Source organism: Shewanella sp. ENK2, from assembly GCF_043568515.1.
In the GTDB taxonomy this organism is placed as follows: domain Bacteria; phylum Pseudomonadota; class Gammaproteobacteria; order Enterobacterales; family Shewanellaceae; genus Shewanella; species Shewanella japonica.
This window is the reverse complement of sequence record NZ_CP171406.1, coordinates 2857348-2881303: the sequence shown is the minus strand read 5'-3', so window position 1 is coordinate 2881303 and position 23956 is coordinate 2857348. Positions and strand designations below refer to the sequence as shown.

The following is a 23956-nucleotide window of genomic DNA, read 5'->3' as shown; positions in this document are numbered from 1 at the left end:
TTGCAAGGAGCAAAAGCATGCTAGGAATGCTTAAAAAATACACTATCGAATTATGCCCAGAGGTTAATGGAAAATTAACATATAACAATCTACCATTTCATAATAAAACTGTTACTCGAAGCCTGACATACAATGACGACGAAATTGTCGAAAAGTGCGTAACGAGTTTAGATGGAACGTTCACATTTCCAGCTAAGTCTATTAAATCGAGACTTCCTGGTAATGTTTTACACGAAACAGTTATAAGACAAATTATATTTACTGAGTTTCAGGATCAGGAGCTTCTTATTTGGTTTGCAAATCAGAGAGAGATATATACTCCTGAAATATTTATTCAATTAATGAGTAATTTGGAAGGTGAACTGACTAACGACGAACAAGTTTACGAGTTCGAAAATATTGAGTTTTCAGCTTCACCATTTAGAGCCAGTTCTATCTGTTTATTAAAATAATTTCAAGGATGATTTTATGAGTAAATTAACACCGTTTATGGTTAGGGAACTGTCCTCTGCAGCTTACTGCATACAAAAAAAGCAATCTTAAACAGAAGCATTTTTGATGTAAGCAATAATTTAGCACGTCACTTCAATTTTGATTCATTTTCTAAACCTGTAATGGGGACATCTGGCGGTTTTGTTGCTAAAACTAAAAATCAACAAACAGGTTTTGCATTAGTTGGCCAAGGCAAGATTCAAGAATATAAAAATGATATTGTTATCGCCGTTCGTGGGACTAACTTTGCAAGCTTAAATGATTTATCTACTGACGCACGAGCTTCTACCAGATCAAACTGAGCGCGGTGCTTTAGTACATGCAGGTTTTAACTCTGTATTTGAATCAATGAAAACTGAGTTAAGTGAATATATTAATTTAGTTGAGCTTGAGCTTACAAAAAGCCTGCTGAGCGTTTGTTGAAAATGCAAACAACAAGCAGATAAATTTACCTTTAGGCTATGAAAAACTGTTTTTTTACGGCACAAATATGAACAGTTTGCTCTTTATAATTAGCCAGACCTTTGATGGAATAATCAATTAAACTTTCGCTGAAAATCATCTAATAATTGCTGTTGTTTTTTCGACACCATTTCAACTGAGACTTCCGTTCCAGTTCGATATTGTTGCTCAAACCAATCTAAAAGATCGATACGAACTTGGTAACCTTCTTTAATACAAAACTGCTCGTTTAACACCATGACTTGGGGGGCACCAAAAGACGCTCCAGAATACCAACCACACTCGCTATAACCATGTGTTTCGAGTCTGTCAGAGAGTTGTAGTGAAAAAATAAACCAAGTCATTAGAAATAATGGGAAACTAGCAAAAATGATGACAAGCCCAACCTTCTGACGCTTCGCTGTCATTTTATTTAATAAGCGTAAAACAATCCCTGCGATGAGTACCATCAACGCAGGTACCATGACCAACAATGCCGGTGTTGAGGGTCTAACCTTAACTAAGGCAGCCCCTTCCTCAATGCGGCTTAACATACTTATTTCTTGAATCAATCCGTAGAAATAACCAAGGATAAATAACAGTAATACAGCAATAAAGAATAGGCCTTGCGTAGGGCTAATTCTGATTTCATTCTCTTTCAATGTTTTGCTCATCGAGTGTAGTGGTCAAGTTAAATTGGCCACGGTTTTATAGTTTAGCCAGTACCTTTTCTCTGACTCGTTTGGTGTTAAACCGCCATTATATTGATGCGGCCTAACTTGGCTGTAATAGCCAATAATATGCATAAGTGGGGTCAGAGTAAACTTACATAAGTGGGGTCATACATAAGTGGGGTTACATAAGTGGGGTCAGAGTAAACTTAAATGAATCAACTATACTTGCATAAGTGCATAAGTGGGGTCAGAGTAAACTTACATAAGTGGGGTCATACATAAGTGGGGTCAGAGTAAACTTAAATGAATCAACTATACTCAGTAGCTTATTCGCTTTTGCAAATGGAACTTGCACATGCCTAGAAAACTTAGAGTTAGTCCAATCGGAATCCCTCAACATGTCATTCAACGTGGCAATAATCGCCAAGCTTGTTTTACATCAGAACAGGATTTCAAAGCATATAGTGGTTGGTTAAAAGATTATGCTAATAAATTTCATGTAGAAATACACGCTTGGGTATTCATGACTAATCATGTGCATCTGTTATGTACCCCGCTTTACCCAAACTCCATAAGCCAGATGATGCAAGCACTCGGCCGACAATATGTTCGATACTTCAATCACACGTATAAACGAACAGGCACACTTTGGGAGGGAAGGTTTAAATCCTGCTTGGTTCAAAGTGAGGATTATTTAATTCAACTCTACCGTTATATAGAACTCAATCCTGTTAGGGCAAATATGGTGAATGACCCAGCTGAATATCCTTGGTCAAGCTATCGAATTAATGCACTTGGTAAAGCTTCACAACTTTGCACCCCACATCAGGTTTATCTATCAACTCATCTAGAACCAGAAAAAAGACTATCGAATTACCGAGCTTTGTTTAAGCATCACCTAGATAGCAAACTCATTGAGGATATTCGCCAAGCTACCAACAAAGGCATGGCAATTGGGAGTGATAAATTTAAAGATGAGATAGAAGAACTCACAGGAAAAAGCATGAAACCAAAGAAAATGGGACGACCCTACAAAGCAAAAAATTAAGTTTACTCTGACCGCACTTATTCGCCAAGCAACCAACAAAGGCATGGCGATTGGGAATGATAAATTTAAAGACGAGATAGAAAAACTCACAGGAAACAGCATGAAACCAAAGACAATGGGACGCCCCTACAAAGCAAAAAATTAAGTTTACTCTGACCCCACTTATTTGCCACTTATTTGCATTTTCCCTGAGATATTAGGTACTTTCTTCCTAATCGTGTTCAAAGAATTTTAAAGCTGTATATAGCCTATAAGAATAACATTACCGAACAATTCATCCCGACGTACACTTATTTAAGGTTAATTTTTAAATCGCTCTATATCGTACTTGAGCTGAATACGGATAACTGAGGGCAAAGTTTGCCCCCACTTATTCCCTGCACGCCAGAATTAACTACTCAAAAAGCAAAGATACACACTTAAAAACAAATAAATCAATAACTTATAATCACAAATTCGACTTTTGCTTCAAGTAGTTTACTTATTATATATGAAGATTATAATCGTTCACCTTACTTGCAAGGAGCAAAAGTATGCTAGGAATGCTTAAGAAATATACTGTCGAATTATGCCCAGAGGTTAATGGCAAAATCTCTAATAATGGTACCCCTATTGAAAACCTACTTATAGAACGCAGCCTAACCTACGCTGACGAAGAATATCTAGATAACTGCATAACGAATGCTAATGGTGAGTTTAGCTTTGAAGCAAAATCTATCAAATCGCGCTTACCAGGTAATATTCTGCATGAACCCGTTGTTAGACAAGCAATATACTTAGATGTTGAGTCAAATAATTACTTACTTTGGTATGCGTATCAAGATGGTATTAGCACCATTGAGGCATTTAAGCCTAAGTTAAATAACCTTATTGCTGAAATTACTAATCCTGAAAAAGATTATAGAATTGAGACGAATATTGAAGGTGAAAAGAGTTATAAGGTTTTCTCTATTTGTAATTTGAAATAACAAAGATGTTAAAATGAAAGCATTAAGCCCCAAATTGGTAGCCGAACTATCCAGTGTTGCATACCAAGCAATGGCTCCACTTATGAATGGCCAATTAAGACTTGATACGAGTATAAGCTTAGATAAACACTTCACTTTCAATATTTGTAAAACTGCGATTATCGGTACATCAGGCGGTTTTGTTGCTAAAGCAAAAAATTAAAAGTCGTGATGCTTTTTTGATAGTAGTGATTGCTCAGTAATACGCCCCTATTAAAGATAAAAATTAAGTTTACTCTGCTCACTCTTGTTACACTGTTCACCTATTGTCAATTCAAGAATGAATAATGGATTTCACCTACCTTATTTTAGCATTGGTGTTTATGGTGCTTATTAGGCTATTTACCGCCCTTATTAGCCGCCCACAGCAATTAAATTATCGCCGTAAAACCAAGTTATTCAGTCATGCTGAACGTTCATTCTTGGGTGTGCTTGATACAGCCTGTTCGAATGAATATCGTGTATTTGCAAAAGTACGTGTCGCCGATGTGCTTACCCCTGAAAAAGGCTTAAACCGTAGCAACTGGCAAACCGCATTTAATCGGATTTCAGCCAAGCACTTCGACTATATATTGTGTAAACCCGACACCATGGAGTTTGTTGCAGCCATAGAGCTAGATGATAAAAGCCATAACAGTAAACAAGCTCAAAAACGTGATGCACTCATTAATGATGCTTGTGAAAGCGCCCAACTGCCACTCATACGATTTCCAGCCAAAGCGAGATATTCAGTGCAAGAAGTAAAACAAGTCATTGAGCAGTCTTTAACGCCTGAAATCAAAGGTAGTCTTTAGCAATCGGCACCACCAAAACACAATTAGTGATACATATTGTAACATCCTGCTTTTTAAATGAATTAATTTCAAACTTTCGGGCAAAACAGTGCGCTAACCCATTGCAATTGATTAAAAAAATGGCGTATTGTAGAGCCAACACAAACAAACGCAGGCCAAGCTCTTAATCCAATAAGAGAACGCCTTTCAGGGAAGAAGAAGCCAATCATTCGCTTGTAAAAGCCAGTTCATTTGAACCACGCAAGCACAAAGAGAAAAGTTGACTCCTCCTCACTCATTGAGAAGATGATGAATGAAAAAAGAAGTGCTGAATCTCAAAAACGTCATGCTGAATCGATGATAAAAATTGGTGAAAACCTTCATACATCTATCATTATAACTGTTTTAGTTGCACCTAGTATTTATCTTACACAACAGTTAGTTGAATCTAAAATTGTGGGATTCGCAGGAATAATTGTATTTATAGAGACTAATTACGCTGCCATATATTTTCTTTTAATCCTATTAACTATGTCTGCATTTTTGGGAAGTAGGTTTAAAAGTTATGGCTACGACATACTCGATGAACTCAACTCCAATAAATAACCATTTAATAGGGTTCTATCACAACATTAATGGTAAATAAGGAAGTTATATGCAAATTGACGGACACCATACACTAACTTACATAGCAGCAAGGTTCGCTGGTTTTAATGACAATGAAGCACAAGTGATTGCTTATAGTGCTCAATATGTCGATGACGCGACGAACTCTGGTGTAATAAAATTCACTAATGGCGCAATGTACTCCAGAATCTCATCTGCACATAAAATGCTGGATTATAGAAATTCAGAAGAATTAGCTAATCACCAAGTTTGGGCACCATTTCACTTCTTACCAGGTAATGCTGGCTTACCAGCAGGTCAAAACCCTACAGGAAGCTTCATTAATAAATTAATCTGTCAACCAGATAGTTACGTAGCTCGCGATATGCTTAGACTCGCCGTAGCTGATCATAGTAAACCATACGCATTGCATCGGTTAGGTATAACAATGCATGTGTATGCCGACACTTTTACACACTATGGATTTACAGGAAACAATCATAAAATTAATGAGGTTTCTGAGCTAACTAGCAACGACCCTGAGCTAGATGGCAGCTGGCTCGACAAAATTTCAAATTGGTTTGTAAGTAATGCATTTCCACTTGGGCATGGGGCAGCACTTAGCCATCCTGATAGACCATATATTACTTGGAAATATAAGAATGGCTTTCAACAAGAAGTACAGCGAGACAACCCAAAGTCATTTTTAGAAGCTACAGATATGATGTGTCGAGCAATGAAGTGCTTTCTAAGTAACGATCAAAGCATAAACCTTGCTCAAATAAATGGTATACCAAATGAAGATCTAAATGTCATAAAAGAGTTAATAGAGAATATTAAAGATAAAGATGGCGAAGATAGACATGCAAAATGGATTACCGCGATTGCAGAGGGTAAGTTTTCATTTGGGGCTGTCGAAATAAATTATATTCCGAAAGGATTAGGTTCATGGAAACATGAATCTATTGGGCAGCTTGAAAGTAAAGATAATGAAAGTGATGAATTTGAATATAAACCTGAATTTTTAAATTCAGACTGGAAATTATTTCACGATGCGCTTCAAGCTCACAGGCTAGATATTTTACATGATGTATTACCCAAATACGGTATTTGCGCGGCTTGAATACCAACATAATAATAAATTACTAGAGATTCTATAATGTTTAAAAAAGATGCAGTAAAACACGTGTTTCAAATTTCATATGACACTGAAGAAACTGAGGGGCATACAATTGATGCGGAAAAACTTGGTGATGCCATAGTCAGTATGTCAAAGGCACTAAAAAATGCCAATAAAGTGATTAATGGTGAAGGTGCAGACTTAGGCTTAGATGTAAAAGCACATTCAGAAGGCTCATTTGTAGTAGAATTCGTAACATATTTGAACAATGCCGGAATAAACCCATTATCAATTTTAGGGTTCATGGGAGTAACTGGTACTGCTGTGACAGTCTTGGGCGCACTAAAAGAATTGAAATCACGTAAAATCACATTAATACAACCAACAACAAAAGGCATGTCAACGGTAAAATTAAGCGATGACTCAGAAATGAACATACCTAGTGAGATTGCTGAATTAATTGCAAGTAAAAGCTTTAGAGACAATATTGATACAATAATTAAAGCACCACTCGAAGGCACTACAAATGCTAAGTTCATAGTAAAAGATGACGAAGGTACTGAAACTTTTGAGATTACTGAGGAAGATGCAGAAAGCTTTACAACTATTTCTCAAAATGTTGTTGAAGAAATAAAAGAAGACACTGAGAGAAAAGAGGTATACTTCACTAAAGTAAACTTTGAAGGTACTAGTGGGTGGCAAATTAAGCTTCCTGATGATTCACTTGTTGCTGTAACAATGAAAGATGAAGCATTCATTGAGCGAGTTAATAAAAATAATCAAGAGTTTTCCAAGACAGCACTTTTCTCTGTAAAATTAAAAACAATCACAAAACATCGACATGGCACTAGTCCTACATATAAAAGAGAACTACTTGAAGTTATCCGTAAACGTGCAGAATAATTTTAACTGAGAAGTCAAATGACTGAAAATGAAGCATATATCCAATTATTAATAATGTTATCACTGATACTTTCTTTGCCATTTTTTTATCGTGTTTGCTATACAATTGGTAAGATAGTAATGGTTAAATACTTTCCGCCCAAATATGTGAATATAGAAGTGGTAGAAAATAATGAAACTACAATATCCAAAGTAAATATCGATGATAACAAAGCATTAATTGATGCATTACTAAAATCTACTGGTAGGAAGTTATACTAATGGAGAAAAGTAAAGCAAATTGGGGAATAGGCACTGCTGGATCATCGGCATCAATATCAGCTGCTTTAATTGGTATTCTGCAATTAAAAATATTCAATTTAACTCAAGACGAAATACATTTATATACGACTATAATTCCATTTTTTATTACAGGTATTGTAACATTGATTGATTGGTTTTTTGCAAAACTAAAAGTAAAACCAGCTGCGGTGATTAGAACAGAACAAGTCATAGAAGATCACATCGACTTTTTAGACAAGAAAATTGAAGATGGAAAAAATAAAGGTCGCGATACTACAGAACTAGAAATAGAGCATAATAAAATTGTCATTGCCCGCTCAAAAACTTTTTCTACTTTACGGTAAATTTAAATAACTAAACTGTAGATTTAAATAATTTAAACAAAAAAGCGAACCAATCGGTTCGCTTTTTCACTTTGGTAAATAACTAAACTTCATACAAAGTCAGCTACCACCATAATTGCGTCGCTGGCGATGCTAGTACAAGGCGAGCCGAAGGCTCTAGCGCGGAGTTGACTGTTGTCAATGAGCACTGGAGCCGAGGTTCAACGCCGTAATAGCGAGCCCAAGCAGCAATTATTCGTAATCAGAGATTGGTACGCAACTACACATCAAATTACGATCCCCATAAACATCATCAATACGATTCACCGTCGGCCAGAACTTATTCGCTCTTGCTGCTGCACTTGGGAACACGGCTTCTTCACGGCTGTAAGGGCGTGAATCAAATGCTGGGTCCATAATGTCTGCCATGGTATGTGGCGCATTGTGCAGTGGGTTGTTGTCCGCTGGCCACTCGCCTGCTTCGACTTTAGCGATTTCGCCGCGAATTGAGATCATCGCTTCGACGAAACGGTCTAACTCAACTTTTGACTCAGATTCTGTTGGCTCAATCATCAACGTGCCCGCTACTGGGAAGCTCATGGTTGGCGCATGGAAGCCATAGTCATTAAGACGCTTAGCGATGTCCATTTCGGTCACGCCAGATGTTTCTTTAAGTGGGCGCAGGTCGATAATACATTCGTGAGCAACACGGTCGTTACGGCCAGTAAATAGCACTGGGTAATGGCCTGATAGCTTTTTCATCACGTAGTTGGCATTTAATAGTGCCATTTGCGTAGACTGTTTCACGCCTTTAGTACCAAGCAGTTTAATGTACATCCAGCTGATTGGAAGAATGCTAGCACTGCCGTATGGCGCGGCAGAGACTGCGCCGTTGTTGTCGCTTTCACGGCCTGGTTTAACGATTTGATGACCTGCAACAAATGGCGCTAAATGCTTTTTGATACCGATTGGGCCCATACCTGGTCCGCCGCCGCCATGTGGAATCGCGAAGGTTTTGTGTAGGTTAAGGTGCGATACGTCTGCGCCGATAAAGCCTGGTGACGTTAAGCCAACCTGTGCGTTCATGTTGGCGCCGTCAAGATACACTTGACCGCCATGTTGATGCACGATTTCACAGATCTCGCTAATTGATTCTTCATACACACCGTGAGTCGATGGGTAAGTGATCATGATGCACGATAAGCTGTCAGCAAGTTCAGCGGCTTTTGCACGTAAGTCTTCTAAATCAACGTTGCCGTCTTTATCACACGCTGTCACAACCACTTTCATGCCTGCAAGCTGGGCTGACGCTGGGTTGGTACCGTGAGCAGATTGTGGGATTAAACAGATGTCTCTGTGTCCGTCGCCACGTGACTCGTGGTATTTCTTAATCGCAAGCAGACCCGCGTATTCGCCTTGTGCGCCTGAGTTAGGCTGGATACAAACGGCATCGTATCCTGTGATGTTGACTAAGAAGTCAGATAATTCGTTGATAAGCTGAGTGTAACCTTCAGCTTGGTCAAGTGGGCAGAATGGGTGCATGTTAGCAAATTCTGGCCAGCTTACCGGTAGCATTTCAACAGCCGCGTTCAGCTTCATCGTACATGAGCCTAACGAAATCATTGAATGGTTAAGGGCTAAATCTTTGTTCTCAAGACGCTTGATGTAGCGCATCATTTCAGTTTCGCTTTGGTAGCTGCTGAATGTTGGGTGAGATAAGATTTTGTCGTTACGGATAAGCTCAGCAGGGATTGAACCTTTGCCTTCGCCAAATGCAGCGCCATTAATGATGTCGGTGTCGATGGCCGTCACATCAAGCTCGTGCCCTTCACCTAAAATGACATCAAATAATTGTGCAATATCTTCGCGGGTGGTGGTTTCATCTAAGCTGATACCCACAATGCCGTCAGCATCGATACGTAGGTTCATTTCAGCGGTTAATGCACGTGCATTAACGGCGTCAACATCAAGTCCTTTTAGTGAAACCGTGTCAAACCATGTGTTGTTAACCAGCTCAACACCTTTGGTTTTAAGACCCACTGCTAAAATGTCAGTTAAACGATTAATGCGGCTGGCGATATTTTTAAGGCCAACTGCGCCATGGAATACAGCGTAAAACGACGCCATGTTTGCCAGTAAAATTTGTGCAGTACAAATGTTTGAGTTGGCTTTTTCGCGGCGAATGTGCTGCTCGCGCGTTTGCATTGCCATACGCAGTGCTTTGTTGCCACGGGTGTCTTTTGATACACCAATAATACGACCTGGCATTGAACGCTTATGTGCGTCACGAGCAACAAAGAAGGCTGCGTGTGGCCCGCCGTAGCCCATTGGTACGCCAAAACGCTGTGCGCTACCAAATACGATGTCTGCGCCCATTGAGCCTGGCGACTTAAGTAATACCAGTGACATGATGTCAGCAGCAACGGTGACAATGGCTTTCTTTTCAGCAAGCTTAGCAAACAGTTCTGTGTTGTCGGTGATTTCACCATGGCGGTTGGTGTACTGGAATAACGCACCAAATAGTTCGTAGTTAGCGGCTTCTTCAGCTGGCCCTACAATCACTTCAAAACCGAAACATTCGGCACGGGTTTGCACAACATCTAATGTTTGTGGGAACACATCATCTGCCACAAAGAAGATATTCGCTTTTTTGGCTTTAGAGACACGCTTAGCCATGGCCATAGCTTCAGCAGCGGCGGTTGCTTCATCAAGCAGTGATGCTGATGCAAGGTCAAGACCGGTTAGATCCATCGACACTTGTTGGAAGTTTAAAATGGCTTCTAAACGGCCTTGAGCGATTTCTGGCTGGTAAGGGGTATAGGCAGTGTACCAACCCGGATTTTCAAACACGTTACGTAAAATGACGTTTGGTACTTCAGTACCGTAGTAGCCCATGCCGATGTAGCTTTTGAATACTTTGTTTTTATCAGCAATGGTGCGGATGTAGGCTGTGCCTTCCGCTTCGCCACATGAATCACCAATGGTTAACTCTTGCGGTAAACGAATTGACCCAGGCACAGTTTGTGCGGTTAAGTCTTCAAGCGACTCAGCGCCAACGTAGTTCAACATTTCTTGTTGTTGAGTTTCGTTAGGGCCAATGTGTCGGCTTAAAAATAATTCGTGTTGCTCTAATTGAGTTAGGGTTTGCTTTGTCATGAGAAGTCGTGTTCCAAATCTGCCAGAATCAAGCTGTAGGGCATTAAACTGGTCTAGGGAAAAATGTTGTTGTGCAATACTTTAAAGGTGAGCGGAAGGATCGCTAAAACCTTTAAAAAAGTTAAAAGGCAAAACAAAAAGAAGCTCCCAAGGGAGCTTCTCGTTAGCGTCGACGATTATTCTTCGTCGATCACTTCTTGGTAACCGTCAGCGTCTAACAAGTTAGCTAATTCAGCTTCGTCAGATGGCTTAACACGGAAGAACCAACCTTCGCCAAATGCTTCGCTGTTTACTAGCTCTGGTGAATCTTCTAGTGCTTCGTTAACGGCAACAACGTCACCAGAAATAGGCGCGTAAATGTCTGATGCAGCTTTTACAGACTCAGCTACAGCGCAGTCTTCGCCAGCAGTCACAGTGTCGCCTACTTCTGGTAATTCTACGAATACCATGTCACCTAATAGCTCTTGTGCATGCTCAGTGATACCCACTGTGTAAGTTCCGTCTTCTTCTTTACGGATCCACTCATGTGATGAAGCATATTTAAGTTCAGCTGGAATGTTGCTCATTGTCATAATTCCTATATCTATAAATTTAAAGCGCAATTATTAGTATTATTTGGGTTAATGGGATAAGTACTTAATCATCAACTCGTTAACTATTGATTGATACTATCTAAATAAGTCCGTTTCCCAAAATATGTTAGTAGCAAAATGTGCTGTGAAATCGATTAAATTTGAGGAGCCTGCACGGAGTTGATAAGCATCAATGAGTACAGGCGACAACAAAGTTAAACGATTTAGCCAGCATTTCGCACTAACATTAAAATGCTTGTTTACCGTTTCTTACAAAACTTGGTGCGATAACTTTAACCGCTACGCGTTTTTTGCGCATTTCAACTTCTGCGGTGTCGCTAATACCCTTAGGTACGCGTGCCATGGCAATAGAATAGCCTAAAGTTGGCGAGAAAGTCCCGCTGGTGATCGAACCTTCATGTTCAACACCGTCTGCGTCAGTGAAAAACACTGGCATGCCGTGACGAAGGACACCTTTTTGTTCCATCACTAGGCCGACTAATTTGTCTGGGCCCGCTGCTTTAATCGCAGTTAATGCTTCACGACCGATAAAGTCACGGTCTTCTGGCTCCCACGCAATCGTCCAACCCATGTTGGCGGCTAATGGGTTAATGGTTTCATCCATATCTAAACCGTAAAGGTTCATGCCTGCTTCTAAACGTAGGGTGTCACGTGCACCGAGTCCACATGGCTTAACGCCTGCTTCTAATAGTGCTTGCCATAAAGCTTCAGCTTCAGCTTCAGGCACGATAATTTCGTAACCTGCTTCACCGGTGTAACCAGTCGTCGCAATAAATAATGACTCAGACTGCACACCAAAGAACATCTTCATGCCTTCTACTGCAGCGTTTTGCTCAGCAGAGAATACTTCAGCCGCTTTCGCTTTAGCATTTGGGCCTTGAACGGCAATCATTGCCAGCTCTGGACGCTCTGTAATCGTCACATCGAAGCTTGCTGATTGCTTGTCCATCCAAGCCAAGTCTTTAACACGCGTCGCTGAGTTAACCACCACGCGGTAATGAGTATCGTTAAGGTAATAAGTAATAAGGTCGTCGATAACACCTGCGTTGTCATCAAGCATGCCACTGTATAGGGCTTTGCCAGGCAATTTAAGCTTAGCAATATCATTTGCTAATAATTTACGTAGGAATGCACAAGCCTCAGTACCTGTCACATCGACAACCGTCATGTGTGATACATCGAACATACCTGCGTCTTGGCGCACAGCGTTATGTTCTTCAATTTGAGAACCATAGTTAAGTGGCATATCCCAACCGTGGAAATCGACCATCTTGCCATTTGATTCTAAGTGCTTGTTAAAGAGTACAGTTTTATTAGCCATTATTATCTCTTTTTTATGAGCCTTCTGGAGGTGAAACGAATGAAGGCATTTTATAAATGCGCCAAAATTATACCCATAGGGTTAATTTTGTATAGTAGGAAATTTTCTAATCCGAGGGAATTAACATTAGTTTAACTAATGCGAAGGGTGTAGTTTTTTTACAAGTATTTCATCCACTTCGGCCGATCCCCTGATATATAACAAGTTTTAGGCCGAAGGGAAGGTGATATTTTAGTCACGACATAACTTAGGAAGTTTGAGTTTATTGCCTATAGCCTGTTTGATGAACACTGTTTTTAGTCCAGCGGCATTATCAATTAGGTTTAAGCCCAGATCACGAAAGGCTTTTTTGAATGGATTACTGCCAGCAAAGAGTCGTTTAAACCCTTCCATCGCGGTTATCATTTCAATAGCTTCGGCTTTACGGTATCGCTCCAGCGCTCGTAAATTGGCGTAGTCACCAATATCTTTACCTGCCTCATGCAAGTTGGTGACAGTGTCAACAATGCTCGCAGCATCTAAAAAGCCTAGGTTCACCCCTTGTCCAGCTAATGGATGAATGGTGTGCGCCGCATCGCCTGCTAGCACCAAACGATGGCGGGCAAAGTGGCGAGCATAGCGCATACGTAATGGATGTGATTGACGCTCGCTAACCAGTTCACAAATGCCTAAACGGCCATCAGATGCGGCAGTTAATGCTTTCGAAAACTCTGCAGGCGTTAAAGCAAGGAGCCTTTCAGCCTCTTGCGGTGATACTGACCAGACAATTGAGCACAAGTTATCTTCATACAGCGGCAGTAATGCTAACGGGCCGTCGGCCAGAAAGACCTGACGAGCGGTATCTTCGTGGGGCTGTGCGGTGCGAATAGTGGCCACAATGGCATGATGACCATAATCCCAAAATGTCAGTGGAATTTGGCATTGACTGCGCACCCAAGAGTTTGCTCCATCTGCTGCAACCACCAAGGCTGCACTTAAATTATCGCCATTATCTAGTGTCAGCCAAGATTCACGTTCACCAAAAGCCACACGTTCTAATCGCTGGCCTTCAAGGTGGGTGATATTGGCAAGCTCCGCGGTGCGCTTAGCTAAGGCGTAACTAATAGCCTGATTTTCGATAATTGCACCAAGAGAAGGCTCACTAATACTCGCTGCATCAAAAGCAATTTTGCCTAGACCGTCTTTGTCCCAAACGGCCATTTTTTGATAAGGGGCTGTGCGGGCTGAGTTAATGTATTGCCAAGCACCTAAGTTAGTAAGTAATCGCTCACTGGCTTTGTTAATCGCGCTTACTCGAAGGCGTGGCTCACCTGTTACGGCCTGTGTTTGGCCAGCATCTATCACCACGACGTTTAAGTCGGCCTCAGCTAAACCAATGGCAGTGGCTAAACCAACCATACCGCCACCAACAATGGCTACATCATAGGTCTGAGTTTGAAACATGTTAGTCCTTCATTTGATTCAGCGAGTGTAAACCCAATATACGTTAACTGGCTTATGCCGTTTTATAGCCCATGGCTTTATGGGCAATTGGCGTTTTCAACGGTGGGCACCATGATAATAATCTTAACCCTAAACTGCGCCCTGCCACTAATGGCCAATACTGATTTGAGAAGCCACGCACTAAAAATTCAACATTGTTAATGGTATTACGGCGATCTTCTTCACGCAGATTCAAATAATGATGGATCAGCGAATGTTGACCAAGATCCAATGCTTGTTTAGCTGTGATGCTGTCACAAATAACCGTTTCGATGGCATCAATTAATCCAACCACATCACGTAAACCTAAGTTAAAACCTTGGCCTGCTATTGGGTGTAACGTTTGCGCAGCGTTACCAATAAATACACTGCGATGGTAAATCGGCCTTGGCATATACAATAGGGTTAACGGATAGCTGACTCGCTCTCCGACATCGGTAAAACGCCCTGCTCGATTGCCAAAGGCACTTTGCAGCTTGGCTAAAAACTCAGCTTTAGAGGCGGTTTTCATTGCTTGCGCTTGTTCGCTATCAAGCGCCCATACTAAAGAAAGCCTTGGCTGTTGTGCATTTGACTCAAGCGATACGGACGACATTGGCAGTAAGGCTAATGGGCCAGAGCCTGTGAAGCGCTCGTACGCCCAGCCATCATGTGGCTTATCAGTTTGCACATTGGCAACCAATGCAACTTGCTCAAAATCCACTTTCTCGATGTCTTGCTTTAATGCTTGGCGCACTTTTGATTGTGCACCATCAGCAGCCACTAGCAAGGCGGTACGAATTTTCTGACCGTTATTTAATGTTAGGGTATGGCCACTGGTATCTGTGTCTAACTGTTCAAGCCTTGCAGGGCAATGCAGTTGAATATCCTGCTGCTTTAACTCATCAAACAGTACTTTGCCGACTTTAGCCAGTTCAACCACTTGTCCCATTGAAGGTAAAGAAAACTGCGCAGCATTCAGTTCGGTCATACCAAAGTGACCACGGTCTGAGATATGAATGTTTTCGATACTTGTGCCAAGACTGGCAAGCTTTGGCCAAATGCCTAACCGCGTTAACTCAAACACGGAGCCATGCGCTATTGCAATTGAGCGAGCATCAAAACCTGGGTGCTGTGAGTCTGGTTGCTGGGCTTCAATGATGGCGATAGATAACGGACGCCCTAATTGCTGTTGGTATTTAGCCGATAGCTGCGCAAGTCCTAAAGCTAAACTGGCGCCTGCCATTGCGCCGCCAACAATGGTGATATCAACGTGCGTTACTGCGGGTGCTGAATTAGCGCGACGCTCTGTACTAGAACAAGAATGGGATAGCTCAGTAGCATCGTTGTCAGCTTGGTTTATTGACTGGGTCATAACACGAATTCTTTTTATTATTAGGGCGTACTTTTAGCAATAAAAGGCATAGGTTATCTATGCCTTACTCGCACCATTAATGTAATGGTGAGGTTGCGTCTGTTTCATCAAGTGGTATTTCTGGACCAAATTCTGAGTAACATAATACCGCAGCCATTCTGACAAATTCGTGTAGCTCGATGAAAGCGGCTTCTGATTCATCATCATCACTGACATCAAATTCAACTTGGGCAATTGCACCTAAGTCCTGAATGATTTCACGTACATCAGATGATGCGCCATTGAGCTTTGGCTGAATAAGTGCAATGGCAGTTAAATAACTTTGAACCCATAAAGCTAAACATTCTAAACGTTGGCTTAATGGCTCTTCTTCTTCAGGTAGTAATGGCGAGAAACCAAATTCAGCATCACTTAAACGGGTTGCTGTATCTTTAAATAACTCGCCAATTAATTGCTGCAACTCTGTGGTTAAAGGTTGGCCGTCATTCATCAGTTCAAGTAACGGTGATAACCAAGCCGTATTCGCTTGCTCTACCCCACCACAAATTAATCCGACTAATGCGCCATGCACCTCAACTGGGTGCTGACCTATTTCAGCAGAATCTAGGGCTTTTTTTAGTTTTTCGATACATAAAGAAGGAGGGGTTGCCATGGTATTTTTCCAATAAATAAACAATCTGCTGCAATGCTAGCAGAGTTAATAACTGCCACCAAATGCTACAGTGAAAGTCGTTAAAATAATTCGTCAATCTGTTAAGTATAAAGCACCTTAAGCCAATTAGCGTAATTCAGGCTCGTTTTACAGTGCCGCCAAGAATCAGCATTTGGCTAAAAGGGATTTAATAAATCAAAAGCTAATATTAACGGTCTCAAATATAACTCGATGAACTAAACGATTTTCAATAAACAACGTATCCTTAATAGTGTCTAAAACAAAAGCGCTTGGCGGCTAAACGAGAGTGAACAAACAGTAAATGCTCATTCATCAAGCAAATAGCGCTAAAGCGGGCAAGTTACCTTGCACTTTTAATATGGGCGCTATATAGTCCGCAAACAGGCTAGTTCCTCTATTAGTGATGCAAAACAACTGTTGGATCACACCGATAAACGCTTTCATGCTAAAGCGTTACAGTCAGAGGGAAGAGTAAACTGCTACAATTTTTATTTTAGACAAATAAGGATCTTCAGCGACTTATGAGTAACAGTGCTATTGATATTTCCCTATTAGGGCGCACCTACTCTATCGCTTGCCCGAAAGGACAAGAGGAAGCGTTGCGCTCGATTGCCAAAGGCGTTGAGCAACAGCTAACTAACTTGAAGGCACGTACCAATAATTTAAGCCGTGAAGAATTAGCCATTATGGCCGCGCTGAATATTGGCTACGAGTTACATGAAGAGCAGCAAAAAAATAAACAATACATGGCGCAAATGGACGAGCGTATTTCTTTACTTCAGTCAACGTTGGAAAACTCGTTACTGGAACGTACCAAGGAAGATTAAATAAATTTTGACTTGTGTTGCTAGTTTAATGACTAACAACATGATTCGCACTGGTTTTGCTCCCTGGGATATGCGCTTGTAGGTTATGTCCCTGTGCCGATATTTACAAACCCAGGGTGAATGTTTTCATTGACATTGTGTATGCTCGGCTTGTACCGAGAAACCTTAGGAGATGAACATTTTCCCGCCTTGAACCTACGGTTCAAGGGCTACACCGACGGTCGGTATTCTGGGGAGCATCCTAATAAAACAAGCCACCTAACTAGGTGGCTTTTTTATATCTGTGGTTAGCCAAGCTAATCCATGTTTGCCCTAACGAGGTACGATAGTTCGCTTCATCTGCCCTAATCTGTCATCTATAAGGCCAATCATAAAACACCGATTAACATCGCTTATTAAAACACCTAGCTTGATAATAAAATGTATCAAAAGATAACGTCTATGTGAGACAAAGTAAGCAACTTGGAATGTACTTTTAAATACACTTGTTAAAGTTAAGGTTAATATTGTTTTACATAAAACAATGCGGTATAAAGTTTTCAAAATTAATAACTTGCACTTAGGGATTATGACAAGTCGCCTCCTAAATTCTGCCGTTCTTTATTCACTTTTAGCTTCAACGTTGTTTTTAACCGCATGTAAGTCAACGCCAGAACCTCAACAACCCGCTTATGTTATTCCTGCTGCAATCTCGCATTTACCCCTTGATGCTGCAAATCAAGGCTTAGACATTGTCGACATACAATTAGCCCTTGGCGATCGCAACTTATACCTTGCCGCAAACGGCAACATCAAAATGATATCGACGGCGCAATGTCCGCTCGATATTTCAGCCCATCGCGGTGACTTTCGTCAACCAGAAAGTAGCTATAATGCGATAGCAGCGGCGCTTAATGACAATTTTAACAGTGTCGAAATTGACGTCATGCTGCTTAAAGATGGCACTTGGGTCAATCATCACGATAGCCAAACTGGGCGTGCAACAGTGCATTATACAGGTGAGCAATACAAGATTGAGCGCATGAACCGCAAGGAGTTCGGCCAATTAAAATTGCGTGATAAAAACACTAACGCGCTTTTAAATGAACGCCCGATCACCGCTGCTGAATCATTTAAGGTTTTTGCGGCATACCGTGCCCCATCACAAAAGCTAAATGTGGAAATAAAATCCGACGCTAACGGCCAAGCGTTAGTTGATCTTGATAACATGTTGCGTAAGTACATTGGCTTGAGTGGCTTTTACTACTCCGCAGCAGATAAAGATACCTTATATAAACTACGAGGTATTAACCCATATGTTTACCTTGGCTTTGTCCAAGGCGGTCACCCAACTAGCGTAGAAAAGCTTCGCAGCGATTTACGCAAAGGGGTCAAAAACGATGCTTACTACTTAGATAATCAAGACGATCTTGAATTAGCGGGTCGATACGGAACGAAGCGCTATCGCTCTCGTTATCAAGATTATACAAGCACAAGTGCGCTTAAAAAGCTGCAAAGTAAGTTAGGGACTAACTCAGGCTTACACCTTGATATTCGTAGTTATATGCAAAACCCAGGGGTAAAAAGTCGCGCTAAGGGTTTAGGTATGAAGGTGTATACCTACTCGATTAATGGCACCGATTTTCATCAACAACAGCTTTTAACGCTTAGCCGTAACACTTTGCCTGACGGCGTCATTGTTGATGCTACGCCATACAAAATTTGTCAGCGACTGTTTAAGGCTTCTGTCCCCGCTAAACGCTACCAACCATTAAGTAATATCGGCCGTTATATTGCCTCGTTGCCACAAGATGCTGACTTTGATCGCTTTGAAGAAATGTTGGGCTACCAACAAGAAGGGTATTATTTATCACTCAATTCGGGGCTTAAATCCATTGTTAAGGCCAAGAAAGTGACTACTAAAAACACCACACCAACACCGCTATTAGAGCATGGTTTTCCAACCATTACAGATGAAAAGCTGGAACACAAAACGGGTGAAACCATTATTTTAACCTTGCCAGAAAATGGCACTCAATAGCCGTTTAGCTGTTAGATAAACAACCAATAAAAACAACAAACAATAAAAACAACAAACAATAATAAAACTAAAAAATGACTGACAATAAAAAAGCCCATTTGCAACGAGTTTACTCGACCAAACACCAACACAGCAAAAAATGCAGGCTGCTGAAAAACAATTAAAAAAAGTACAAAAGAAACAGCATTCTCAGGCAACAAAAGCGGCAATCCATAAAGAGCGTGAAGCACAAATCACCAAATTAGGTAAGCCCTTTTGGTGGATGCTTTTCATGTTTATGTGCTCAATCCTGTATCTGTTTCCCGAAGCCGTGTTCAATGCGGCTTTAACCGAAGTCGCAGGCGGTAAAAACTCGTCAGAAGAAGACTTACGCGCAGTGGAGCTATTTGGTCGTACTATCAGTGGTATTGGTGTCACATTATTACTCGCCGATATGCTGCTCAAGGGTAAGCGTGTCGCTCGAGTCGGTAGAGCCTTGGGCCACTTTGCATTGATTGCGATTTTGGTGTGGCCGACAGTATTTTTTGGACAAAAATGGTTGGTTGATCATTTTATCATTGATGCCTCAACTCCTGCTGAACGCCAGCAGGCTTATTTGTCGCAAATACTGCGTAGCGCACTCATTGAAAAGTCGATTCAATTTGAAGGGATCAATTACGATCCCGATTCAGAACATAACGCGACCGAAAAAACCTTCTTATCGGTTTTTGGTGGCCTTGTTTATGCTGATGATAAGTTAGTTGATGATATCAAAGAAAAGAAACGGATGATCATGGAGAAATTTGTCCGTGATCGCGCCCTATCTCGATTTGATGAACACTACGGAAACTACGATGATTTTCGTCAAACCCTACGTAGCCACTATAAAGAATATGCTCAAGGTTCAAACGATTATAACCAAGCTCTAAGTACCGCTCCAAGCCGCTCTGATGAATATTGGTTAGATACCCAAAACCAAGTTAAACAAGGTTGGGAAAAGTATCAAAAAGGCGTCAGTGCTTACGAAGGAAGAGTCGAGTCGAGAGCGCAAAAAATTGCCCCTAAAATGTATGACTTTTTTGAGCGACGTAATAAATGCGCTGACATGAAAAAAGGCAGTCGCAAAGACAATTGTTATGAACGTCTACAAAACGGTTATGACAAGGAAATCGCCAAATACAGCATTCCTTATATTCCACCTGATGATTGGTTAATCCGAGAAGAAATATCAACCTCTGAAAACGTAGGTAATTCAATTATCACTGGCATTATGACCTTTGGTCTATTCACTGCAATGCAAGCCGCTGATGCTGCAACGGGCGGTGATGGTGGCTTTAAAGATCACCGCATGGTGTATACCAATGATGTTAACCATTATAAAAATGTCTTAATGGTCAAAATGGAGCCTGATTTTGTTAAAGAATCTGGCGGCTACCCGCTAGGTATCAGCACTATTCATGAATTTAGACATCATCAACTGACTAGCACTAAGGTCAATAACACCCTTAAACAAAAAGGGCTGACATTACCTTCAACTTGGGTGATGGCAGACCGAACAAGCTTTGATAATGCCGTAGCAAACAAAGTCCGCCAAGAGGCGGATAATCGCTGGCGCTCGACTATGAAAAACAAAGGCTTGGATATGCCACCTAATTTAAGTTGGCAGCAATTCCAGCAACAAGGAGATATTCAAAAGCGTATTGAGCGCCAAATGAAAGAGCTGTATATCAGCCCAACGCTTGCTGACTGGAATAACCGAGAATTTAAACAGCGCATTATTGAGCCCAATATTCAGCGTAAAACCACTGAATATCTCAATGTACTTGAAGCCCAACAAGCCGAATTTGCTGATGGCGGCGCCTTTGAGTCCACAGGTAAGTCGGCATTACGTGCGACCATAGTGCCGCCAATATCGATGTCGATTAGTTTAGCCTTGGTGTTGTTAACCGTGTTAAAGCTGCCAATGAAAGCTGCTGAGTTAGTACAAGCCAGAAGAAAAACCAAGGATGATGGTGAGTCACAAGAAGGCCAAAACAAAGCCAAAGCTGGCTATATCAAAGCGGGGATTTCTGCTGCGCTATTGTTATCGATTTTTGTGGTGCCAGTTACCCTAAGTAGCAATCAATACACAGTTAAAGACTCTGCTATGCATTACTTTTTTGAGCAAATGGAAAACAATGATTCAGCCGGTATTTCTTTTGCGCTTAAATGGTTACTGGTCACTCAACCGATGGTGCAACCTATTGGTGCCAGCATTGATGAATACCTGTTAATCACCAAAGGTTTTGATGCGATTAGCGAACCTATTAATCGATTCGATTTAGCCATATTACCTGAGCATGACACGAGTGCTCAGTCTAGCCCTGCTTCAGCAGCAAAAGCCTTATTACCATTAACCATTAATACCAATGTGGCTAATGCCAACATCGCAGTAATGAATATTAAACCCAAATATCAAACAGGCATGATGCTGCCACCAGGAGGCTATGACATTAAAGTCTCTGCCAGTGGTCATCAAGCTATTCGAACCTGGGTTTATTTAAAACCCGAAGAAACCGAATTCACGATTAATTTATAACGTATTTAACTGAGTTAAATCACCATTCACGCATTGATTGATAGGAAGTATTACGTGAGTAAACTAACGCAATTCCAGGACTTTATACGAAGTAATGGTAAAGACTTAACTGGTGTTGATGTATCAGTTGTATTGAGTAATGAAGAGGCTAAGTTACCGGAGCTTAACTTTACCTTTGGCTGGACCATTGAGATTGGTGTAAGCGAACATGAACATGGTGGGCATTGTCCATCAGGCATCAAGTGTGGCAGCGCCTCGAACGCTTACGACGATGCTAACAATAAAGCAAAAGAGTATGTCAGCGGTCAAAATTCATTATTTAACGATCGTTTCATCAAAATACTTGGCCCTGACGTTGCTGAAAACTTTTTAATCAAAGATCGTGGCTTAAAGTCAGCGCCAGAAACCTATGTCGGTAGCAAGGTTTGTTATAACTGTAGTGGCTCTGGTAAACAAAACTGCGGCAGTTGTCATGGCAGCGGTAGCACTTCCTGTAGCGGTTGTAGTGGCAGTGGCCGAAATCATGTGACTCGCTACGAGAATAACCGCACGGTTCATACCACTGAGACATGTTCATCATGCTGGGGCAGTGGTAGTAAAACCTGCTATAACTGCAGTGGTTCAGGCAAGGTGACCTGTCGTACCTGTGATGGTGGTGGTTACCTCTATTTCAGTTACACCATTGATGGTGAAGCTAAACGGAGTACAAAGTGGGAATATAACACCAGTGATTACCATGAGTGGACGTCTGATTACGTCAAAAAGACGGGACTTAAAATCGTTCACCACTTAGATGATATCACCGAAGTCGATGTTAAAGGCGCTTTGGACGGTTGCACTTTTATTTATGCTTTTAAGGCCAAATTACCGACTTTACAATTTACTGCCAACATCGATAACGTCGACACGACGTTGTGTTTTGGTGGTAACAAAAACAGCACGCATGATGCAGGTGGGGTATACGATCCTGCGGTATGGAGCGTGGCACAAAAACTCGCTGGCGGCAGTAAATCTAATGATAAAGCAGCCCTTTCAACACCCGCAGTGAAAAACATTATTGAAGCCAATGAAACTAACACCTCGATTGCATTATTAGAGGAGAACTGGGTTTCAAGTGATATTAAAGATGCGGTTGTTTCTAATTATCAAACCTTAGTGACTCAGCTTAAAAAGCAAAGTGTAAAAGGCATTGCGCCTAAAATGATTGGCAGTATGTTTAAATTCGCCTTTCTATTCCTAACAATAGGAATATTGTTTGCTGTCATGTACCCAACGTTTGCCCAAGAAACGGCTTATCGTATGAGTGTGACTCAAATCCCTGAATGGATGCTGGCATTAGTCACCATGAAGTTTGGCTTATTTGGCTTACCTGCATGGTGTAACTACCTGCTCATCATTGGTTTATTCTGGTTAAGCTATAAAGGTATTCAAAAGTGGTATTGGAAGAACATTGGTCAGGGCAAAATATGGCTTTTGGCGCTCAGTTTAACCTTATTGGTACCTCATATTGGATTCACCTTGTACTACAACGGTATTGAAGTGATTCAACATACCCTAGAAATCACCAATGCATTGATGGCTGCATCGTTATTAGTCGGTCTATATGTTGTCGTCATTGGCACAAAATTGCCGAATAAGTGGTACACAAAAATAGCTGGATTTATCGCTGGTATTGGCGTGTATTGCGGCTTGCACTATGGCCTATTTATTCTCAATTCACGTATTGGTTTTATCGAAAACCATGACAGATACCCGTTCGAGATGTTGCAGTCCTTACGCCCTGGCACCCTGTTTATGGCTGAAAACCTGATTGAATGGGCAATGTTGACGGTCATTTTTGCCTACTTCTTAACTCGTCGTCAGTTCTGGTTAAAAGCAAAAACTGAAGTCGCTGATTACGACAGCCCTGTATTATTAAAATCAATGAACATGGAAAAGTAGCGAGAAACAAGGTTTGAGTGGAGAGCTAACTTACCGCTTTCATTACAAACCTGAGTTACAGCATGTGATATAAGACAACGCCGATGATGGTTATCATCGGCGTTTTTTTATCATACCAGCGGCTGATTTTCCCCCATTTACACTCAAGCTGGTCAATCCATTGATTATCTTCTTTGATATTTTCACATATCAGGATAATCTGCATCTTGTAACATCATTTGTTCATATCGCTATTTTATCTTTCATTTGTAAGTGATGGAGAACTTCTCACCGATGAGCATGACGCGCTTTATGACTGGTTCGAGCCAATATCAGTCTGCTACAACAGCGAAACAACCTTCAATAACGTATTTTTCATCAGCT

22 protein-coding genes and 1 other RNA gene are annotated in these 23956 nt (G+C 41.2%); 16 read left to right on the top strand and 7 right to left on the bottom strand.

Annotated features, from left to right (window positions below; all coding sequences use genetic code 11):
* The first annotated feature begins 17 nt into the window (after positions 1 to 17).
* Complete coding sequence (locus ACGEDC_RS12570) at positions 18 to 452, top strand: DUF6795 domain-containing protein (RefSeq protein WP_394493573.1); 435 nt, start codon at positions 18 to 20, stop codon at positions 450 to 452.
* A gap of 162 nt (positions 453 to 614) precedes the next feature.
* Positions 615 to 794, top strand: a complete 180-nt coding sequence (locus tag ACGEDC_RS12565) for a hypothetical protein (protein ID WP_394493571.1) — start codon at positions 615 to 617, stop codon at positions 792 to 794.
* Between the two features lie 234 nt (positions 795 to 1028).
* On the opposite strand, the gene ACGEDC_RS12560 is transcribed toward ACGEDC_RS12565, so the two are convergent.
* On the bottom strand, positions 1029 to 1595 hold the full coding sequence (locus ACGEDC_RS12560) for a hypothetical protein (protein WP_394493569.1): 567 nt from the start codon (positions 1593 to 1595) through the stop codon (positions 1029 to 1031).
* Between the two features lie 367 nt (positions 1596 to 1962).
* On the opposite strand from ACGEDC_RS12560, the gene ACGEDC_RS12555 reads away from it, so the two are divergent.
* The 9 genes from ACGEDC_RS12555 to ACGEDC_RS12515 all read left to right on the top strand — a co-directional run bounded on the left by ACGEDC_RS12555 (position 1963) and on the right by ACGEDC_RS12515 (position 7690).
* Positions 1963 to 2655, top strand: coding sequence for a transposase (locus ACGEDC_RS12555; RefSeq protein ID WP_394493567.1), 693 nt, complete (start codon positions 1963 to 1965; stop codon positions 2653 to 2655).
* Between the two features lie 533 nt (positions 2656 to 3188).
* Positions 3189 to 3623 carry a DUF6795 domain-containing protein gene (locus tag ACGEDC_RS12550; RefSeq protein WP_394493565.1) on the top strand — a complete coding sequence of 145 codons (435 nt, stop codon included), beginning with the start codon at positions 3189 to 3191 and terminating at the stop codon, positions 3621 to 3623.
* A gap of 13 nt (positions 3624 to 3636) precedes the next feature.
* Positions 3637 to 3825, top strand: a complete 189-nt coding sequence (locus tag ACGEDC_RS12545; protein WP_394493563.1) for a hypothetical protein — start codon at positions 3637 to 3639, stop codon at positions 3823 to 3825.
* A 124-nt stretch (positions 3826 to 3949) separates the two neighbouring features.
* Positions 3950 to 4456: a DUF2726 domain-containing protein gene (locus tag ACGEDC_RS12540; RefSeq protein ID WP_394493561.1), complete on the top strand. Its 507-nt coding sequence runs from the start codon at positions 3950 to 3952 to the stop codon at positions 4454 to 4456.
* A gap of 285 nt (positions 4457 to 4741) precedes the next feature.
* The gene (locus tag ACGEDC_RS12535) at positions 4742 to 5041 is read left to right on the top strand and encodes a hypothetical protein (protein ID WP_394493559.1); all 300 of its coding nucleotides are present in this window, start codon (positions 4742 to 4744) and stop codon (positions 5039 to 5041) included.
* 49 nt (positions 5042 to 5090) lie between these two features.
* A complete protein-coding gene (locus tag ACGEDC_RS12530) occupies positions 5091 to 6164 on the top strand; it encodes a DUF6765 family protein (RefSeq protein ID WP_394493557.1) in 1074 nt (357 codons plus the stop codon).
* Positions 6165 to 6200: 36 nt separating this feature from the next.
* Positions 6201 to 7064, top strand: a complete 864-nt coding sequence (locus ACGEDC_RS12525; protein ID WP_394493555.1) for a hypothetical protein — start codon at positions 6201 to 6203, stop codon at positions 7062 to 7064.
* 18 nt (positions 7065 to 7082) lie between these two features.
* Complete coding sequence (locus ACGEDC_RS12520; RefSeq protein ID WP_394493553.1) at positions 7083 to 7325, top strand: hypothetical protein; 243 nt, start codon at positions 7083 to 7085, stop codon at positions 7323 to 7325.
* A complete protein-coding gene (locus ACGEDC_RS12515; protein ID WP_394493551.1) occupies positions 7325 to 7690 on the top strand; it encodes a hypothetical protein in 366 nt (121 codons plus the stop codon). Before ACGEDC_RS12520 ends, ACGEDC_RS12515 begins: the two co-directional genes overlap by 1 nt.
* Positions 7691 to 7921: 231 nt before the next feature.
* Here the strand turns inward: ACGEDC_RS12515 and gcvP are convergent, their stop codons facing one another.
* The 6 genes from gcvP to ACGEDC_RS12485 form a co-directional block, all read right to left on the bottom strand.
* Positions 7922 to 10825 (bottom strand): aminomethyl-transferring glycine dehydrogenase, encoded by a 2904-nt coding sequence (gene gcvP / locus ACGEDC_RS12510; RefSeq protein WP_394493550.1) that lies wholly within the window; start codon positions 10823 to 10825, stop codon positions 7922 to 7924.
* 176 nt (positions 10826 to 11001) lie between these two features.
* Positions 11002 to 11391 (bottom strand): glycine cleavage system protein GcvH, encoded by a 390-nt coding sequence (gene gcvH / locus ACGEDC_RS12505; RefSeq protein ID WP_394493549.1) that lies wholly within the window; start codon positions 11389 to 11391, stop codon positions 11002 to 11004.
* A 253-nt stretch (positions 11392 to 11644) separates the two neighbouring features.
* Positions 11645 to 12739, bottom strand: coding sequence for a glycine cleavage system aminomethyltransferase GcvT (gene gcvT, locus ACGEDC_RS12500; protein ID WP_394493548.1), 1095 nt, complete (start codon positions 12737 to 12739; stop codon positions 11645 to 11647).
* 231 nt (positions 12740 to 12970) lie between these two features.
* Positions 12971 to 14182: an FAD-dependent oxidoreductase gene (locus tag ACGEDC_RS12495; RefSeq protein WP_394493547.1), complete on the bottom strand. Its 1212-nt coding sequence runs from the start codon at positions 14180 to 14182 to the stop codon at positions 12971 to 12973.
* Between the two features lie 52 nt (positions 14183 to 14234).
* Positions 14235 to 15575, bottom strand: coding sequence for a 2-octaprenyl-6-methoxyphenyl hydroxylase (gene ubiH, locus ACGEDC_RS12490; protein WP_394493545.1), 1341 nt, complete (start codon positions 15573 to 15575; stop codon positions 14235 to 14237).
* Positions 15576 to 15651: 76 nt separating this feature from the next.
* Positions 15652 to 16227 (bottom strand): UPF0149 family protein, encoded by a 576-nt coding sequence (locus tag ACGEDC_RS12485; RefSeq protein WP_055022591.1) that lies wholly within the window; start codon positions 16225 to 16227, stop codon positions 15652 to 15654.
* A 542-nt stretch (positions 16228 to 16769) separates the two neighbouring features.
* On the opposite strand from ACGEDC_RS12485, the gene ACGEDC_RS12480 reads away from it, so the two are divergent.
* The 5 genes from ACGEDC_RS12480 (at position 16770) to ACGEDC_RS12460 (ending at position 23593) form a co-directional block, all read left to right on the top strand.
* Complete coding sequence (locus ACGEDC_RS12480) at positions 16770 to 17075, top strand: cell division protein ZapA (RefSeq protein ID WP_055022592.1); 306 nt, start codon at positions 16770 to 16772, stop codon at positions 17073 to 17075.
* A gap of 57 nt (positions 17076 to 17132) precedes the next feature.
* Positions 17133 to 17315: non-coding RNA, 6S RNA (ssrS, locus tag ACGEDC_RS12475), on the top strand.
* 328 nt (positions 17316 to 17643) lie between these two features.
* Entirely contained in the window at positions 17644 to 19095 is a 1452-nt protein-coding gene (locus ACGEDC_RS12470; protein ID WP_394493542.1) for a glycerophosphodiester phosphodiesterase, read from the top strand.
* Between the two features lie 139 nt (positions 19096 to 19234).
* Positions 19235 to 21652 carry a hypothetical protein gene (locus ACGEDC_RS12465; protein ID WP_394493540.1) on the top strand — a complete coding sequence of 806 codons (2418 nt, stop codon included), beginning with the start codon at positions 19235 to 19237 and terminating at the stop codon, positions 21650 to 21652.
* A gap of 54 nt (positions 21653 to 21706) precedes the next feature.
* On the top strand, positions 21707 to 23593 hold the full coding sequence (locus ACGEDC_RS12460) for a hypothetical protein (protein ID WP_394493538.1): 1887 nt from the start codon (positions 21707 to 21709) through the stop codon (positions 23591 to 23593).
* Positions 23594 to 23956 lie beyond the last annotated feature (363 nt).

Bases quoted from the DNA above. Each gene is read 5' to 3' on its own strand.
- ubiH (WP_394493545.1), bottom strand. From the start codon at position 15,575: ATGACCCAGTCAATAAACCAAGCTGACAACGATGCTACTGAGCTATCC.
- ACGEDC_RS12480 (WP_055022592.1), top strand. From the start codon at position 16,770: ATGAGTAACAGTGCTATTGATATTTCCCTATTAGGGCGCACCTACTCT.
- ACGEDC_RS12465 (WP_394493540.1), top strand. From the start codon at position 19,235: ATGCAGGCTGCTGAAAAACAATTAAAAAAAGTACAAAAGAAACAGCAT.
- ACGEDC_RS12515 (WP_394493551.1), top strand. From the start codon at position 7,325: ATGGAGAAAAGTAAAGCAAATTGGGGAATAGGCACTGCTGGATCATCG.
- ACGEDC_RS12535 (WP_394493559.1), top strand. From the start codon at position 4,742: ATGATGAATGAAAAAAGAAGTGCTGAATCTCAAAAACGTCATGCTGAA.
- gcvH (WP_394493549.1), bottom strand. From the start codon at position 11,391: ATGAGCAACATTCCAGCTGAACTTAAATATGCTTCATCACATGAGTGG.
- ACGEDC_RS12520 (WP_394493553.1), top strand. From the start codon at position 7,083: ATGACTGAAAATGAAGCATATATCCAATTATTAATAATGTTATCACTG.
- gcvP (WP_394493550.1), bottom strand. From the start codon at position 10,825: ATGACAAAGCAAACCCTAACTCAATTAGAGCAACACGAATTATTTTTA.
- gcvT (WP_394493548.1), bottom strand. From the start codon at position 12,739: ATGGCTAATAAAACTGTACTCTTTAACAAGCACTTAGAATCAAATGGC.
- ACGEDC_RS12470 (WP_394493542.1), top strand. From the start codon at position 17,644: ATGACAAGTCGCCTCCTAAATTCTGCCGTTCTTTATTCACTTTTAGCT.
- ACGEDC_RS12565 (WP_394493571.1), top strand. From the start codon at position 615: ATGGGGACATCTGGCGGTTTTGTTGCTAAAACTAAAAATCAACAAACA.
- ACGEDC_RS12545 (WP_394493563.1), top strand. From the start codon at position 3,637: ATGAAAGCATTAAGCCCCAAATTGGTAGCCGAACTATCCAGTGTTGCA.
- ACGEDC_RS12530 (WP_394493557.1), top strand. From the start codon at position 5,091: ATGCAAATTGACGGACACCATACACTAACTTACATAGCAGCAAGGTTC.
- ACGEDC_RS12550 (WP_394493565.1), top strand. From the start codon at position 3,189: ATGCTAGGAATGCTTAAGAAATATACTGTCGAATTATGCCCAGAGGTT.
- ACGEDC_RS12485 (WP_055022591.1), bottom strand. From the start codon at position 16,227: ATGGCAACCCCTCCTTCTTTATGTATCGAAAAACTAAAAAAAGCCCTA.
- ACGEDC_RS12540 (WP_394493561.1), top strand. From the start codon at position 3,950: ATGGATTTCACCTACCTTATTTTAGCATTGGTGTTTATGGTGCTTATT.
- ACGEDC_RS12570 (WP_394493573.1), top strand. From the start codon at position 18: ATGCTAGGAATGCTTAAAAAATACACTATCGAATTATGCCCAGAGGTT.
- ACGEDC_RS12495 (WP_394493547.1), bottom strand. From the start codon at position 14,182: ATGTTTCAAACTCAGACCTATGATGTAGCCATTGTTGGTGGCGGTATG.
- ACGEDC_RS12555 (WP_394493567.1), top strand. From the start codon at position 1,963: ATGCCTAGAAAACTTAGAGTTAGTCCAATCGGAATCCCTCAACATGTC.
- ACGEDC_RS12525 (WP_394493555.1), top strand. From the start codon at position 6,201: ATGTTTAAAAAAGATGCAGTAAAACACGTGTTTCAAATTTCATATGAC.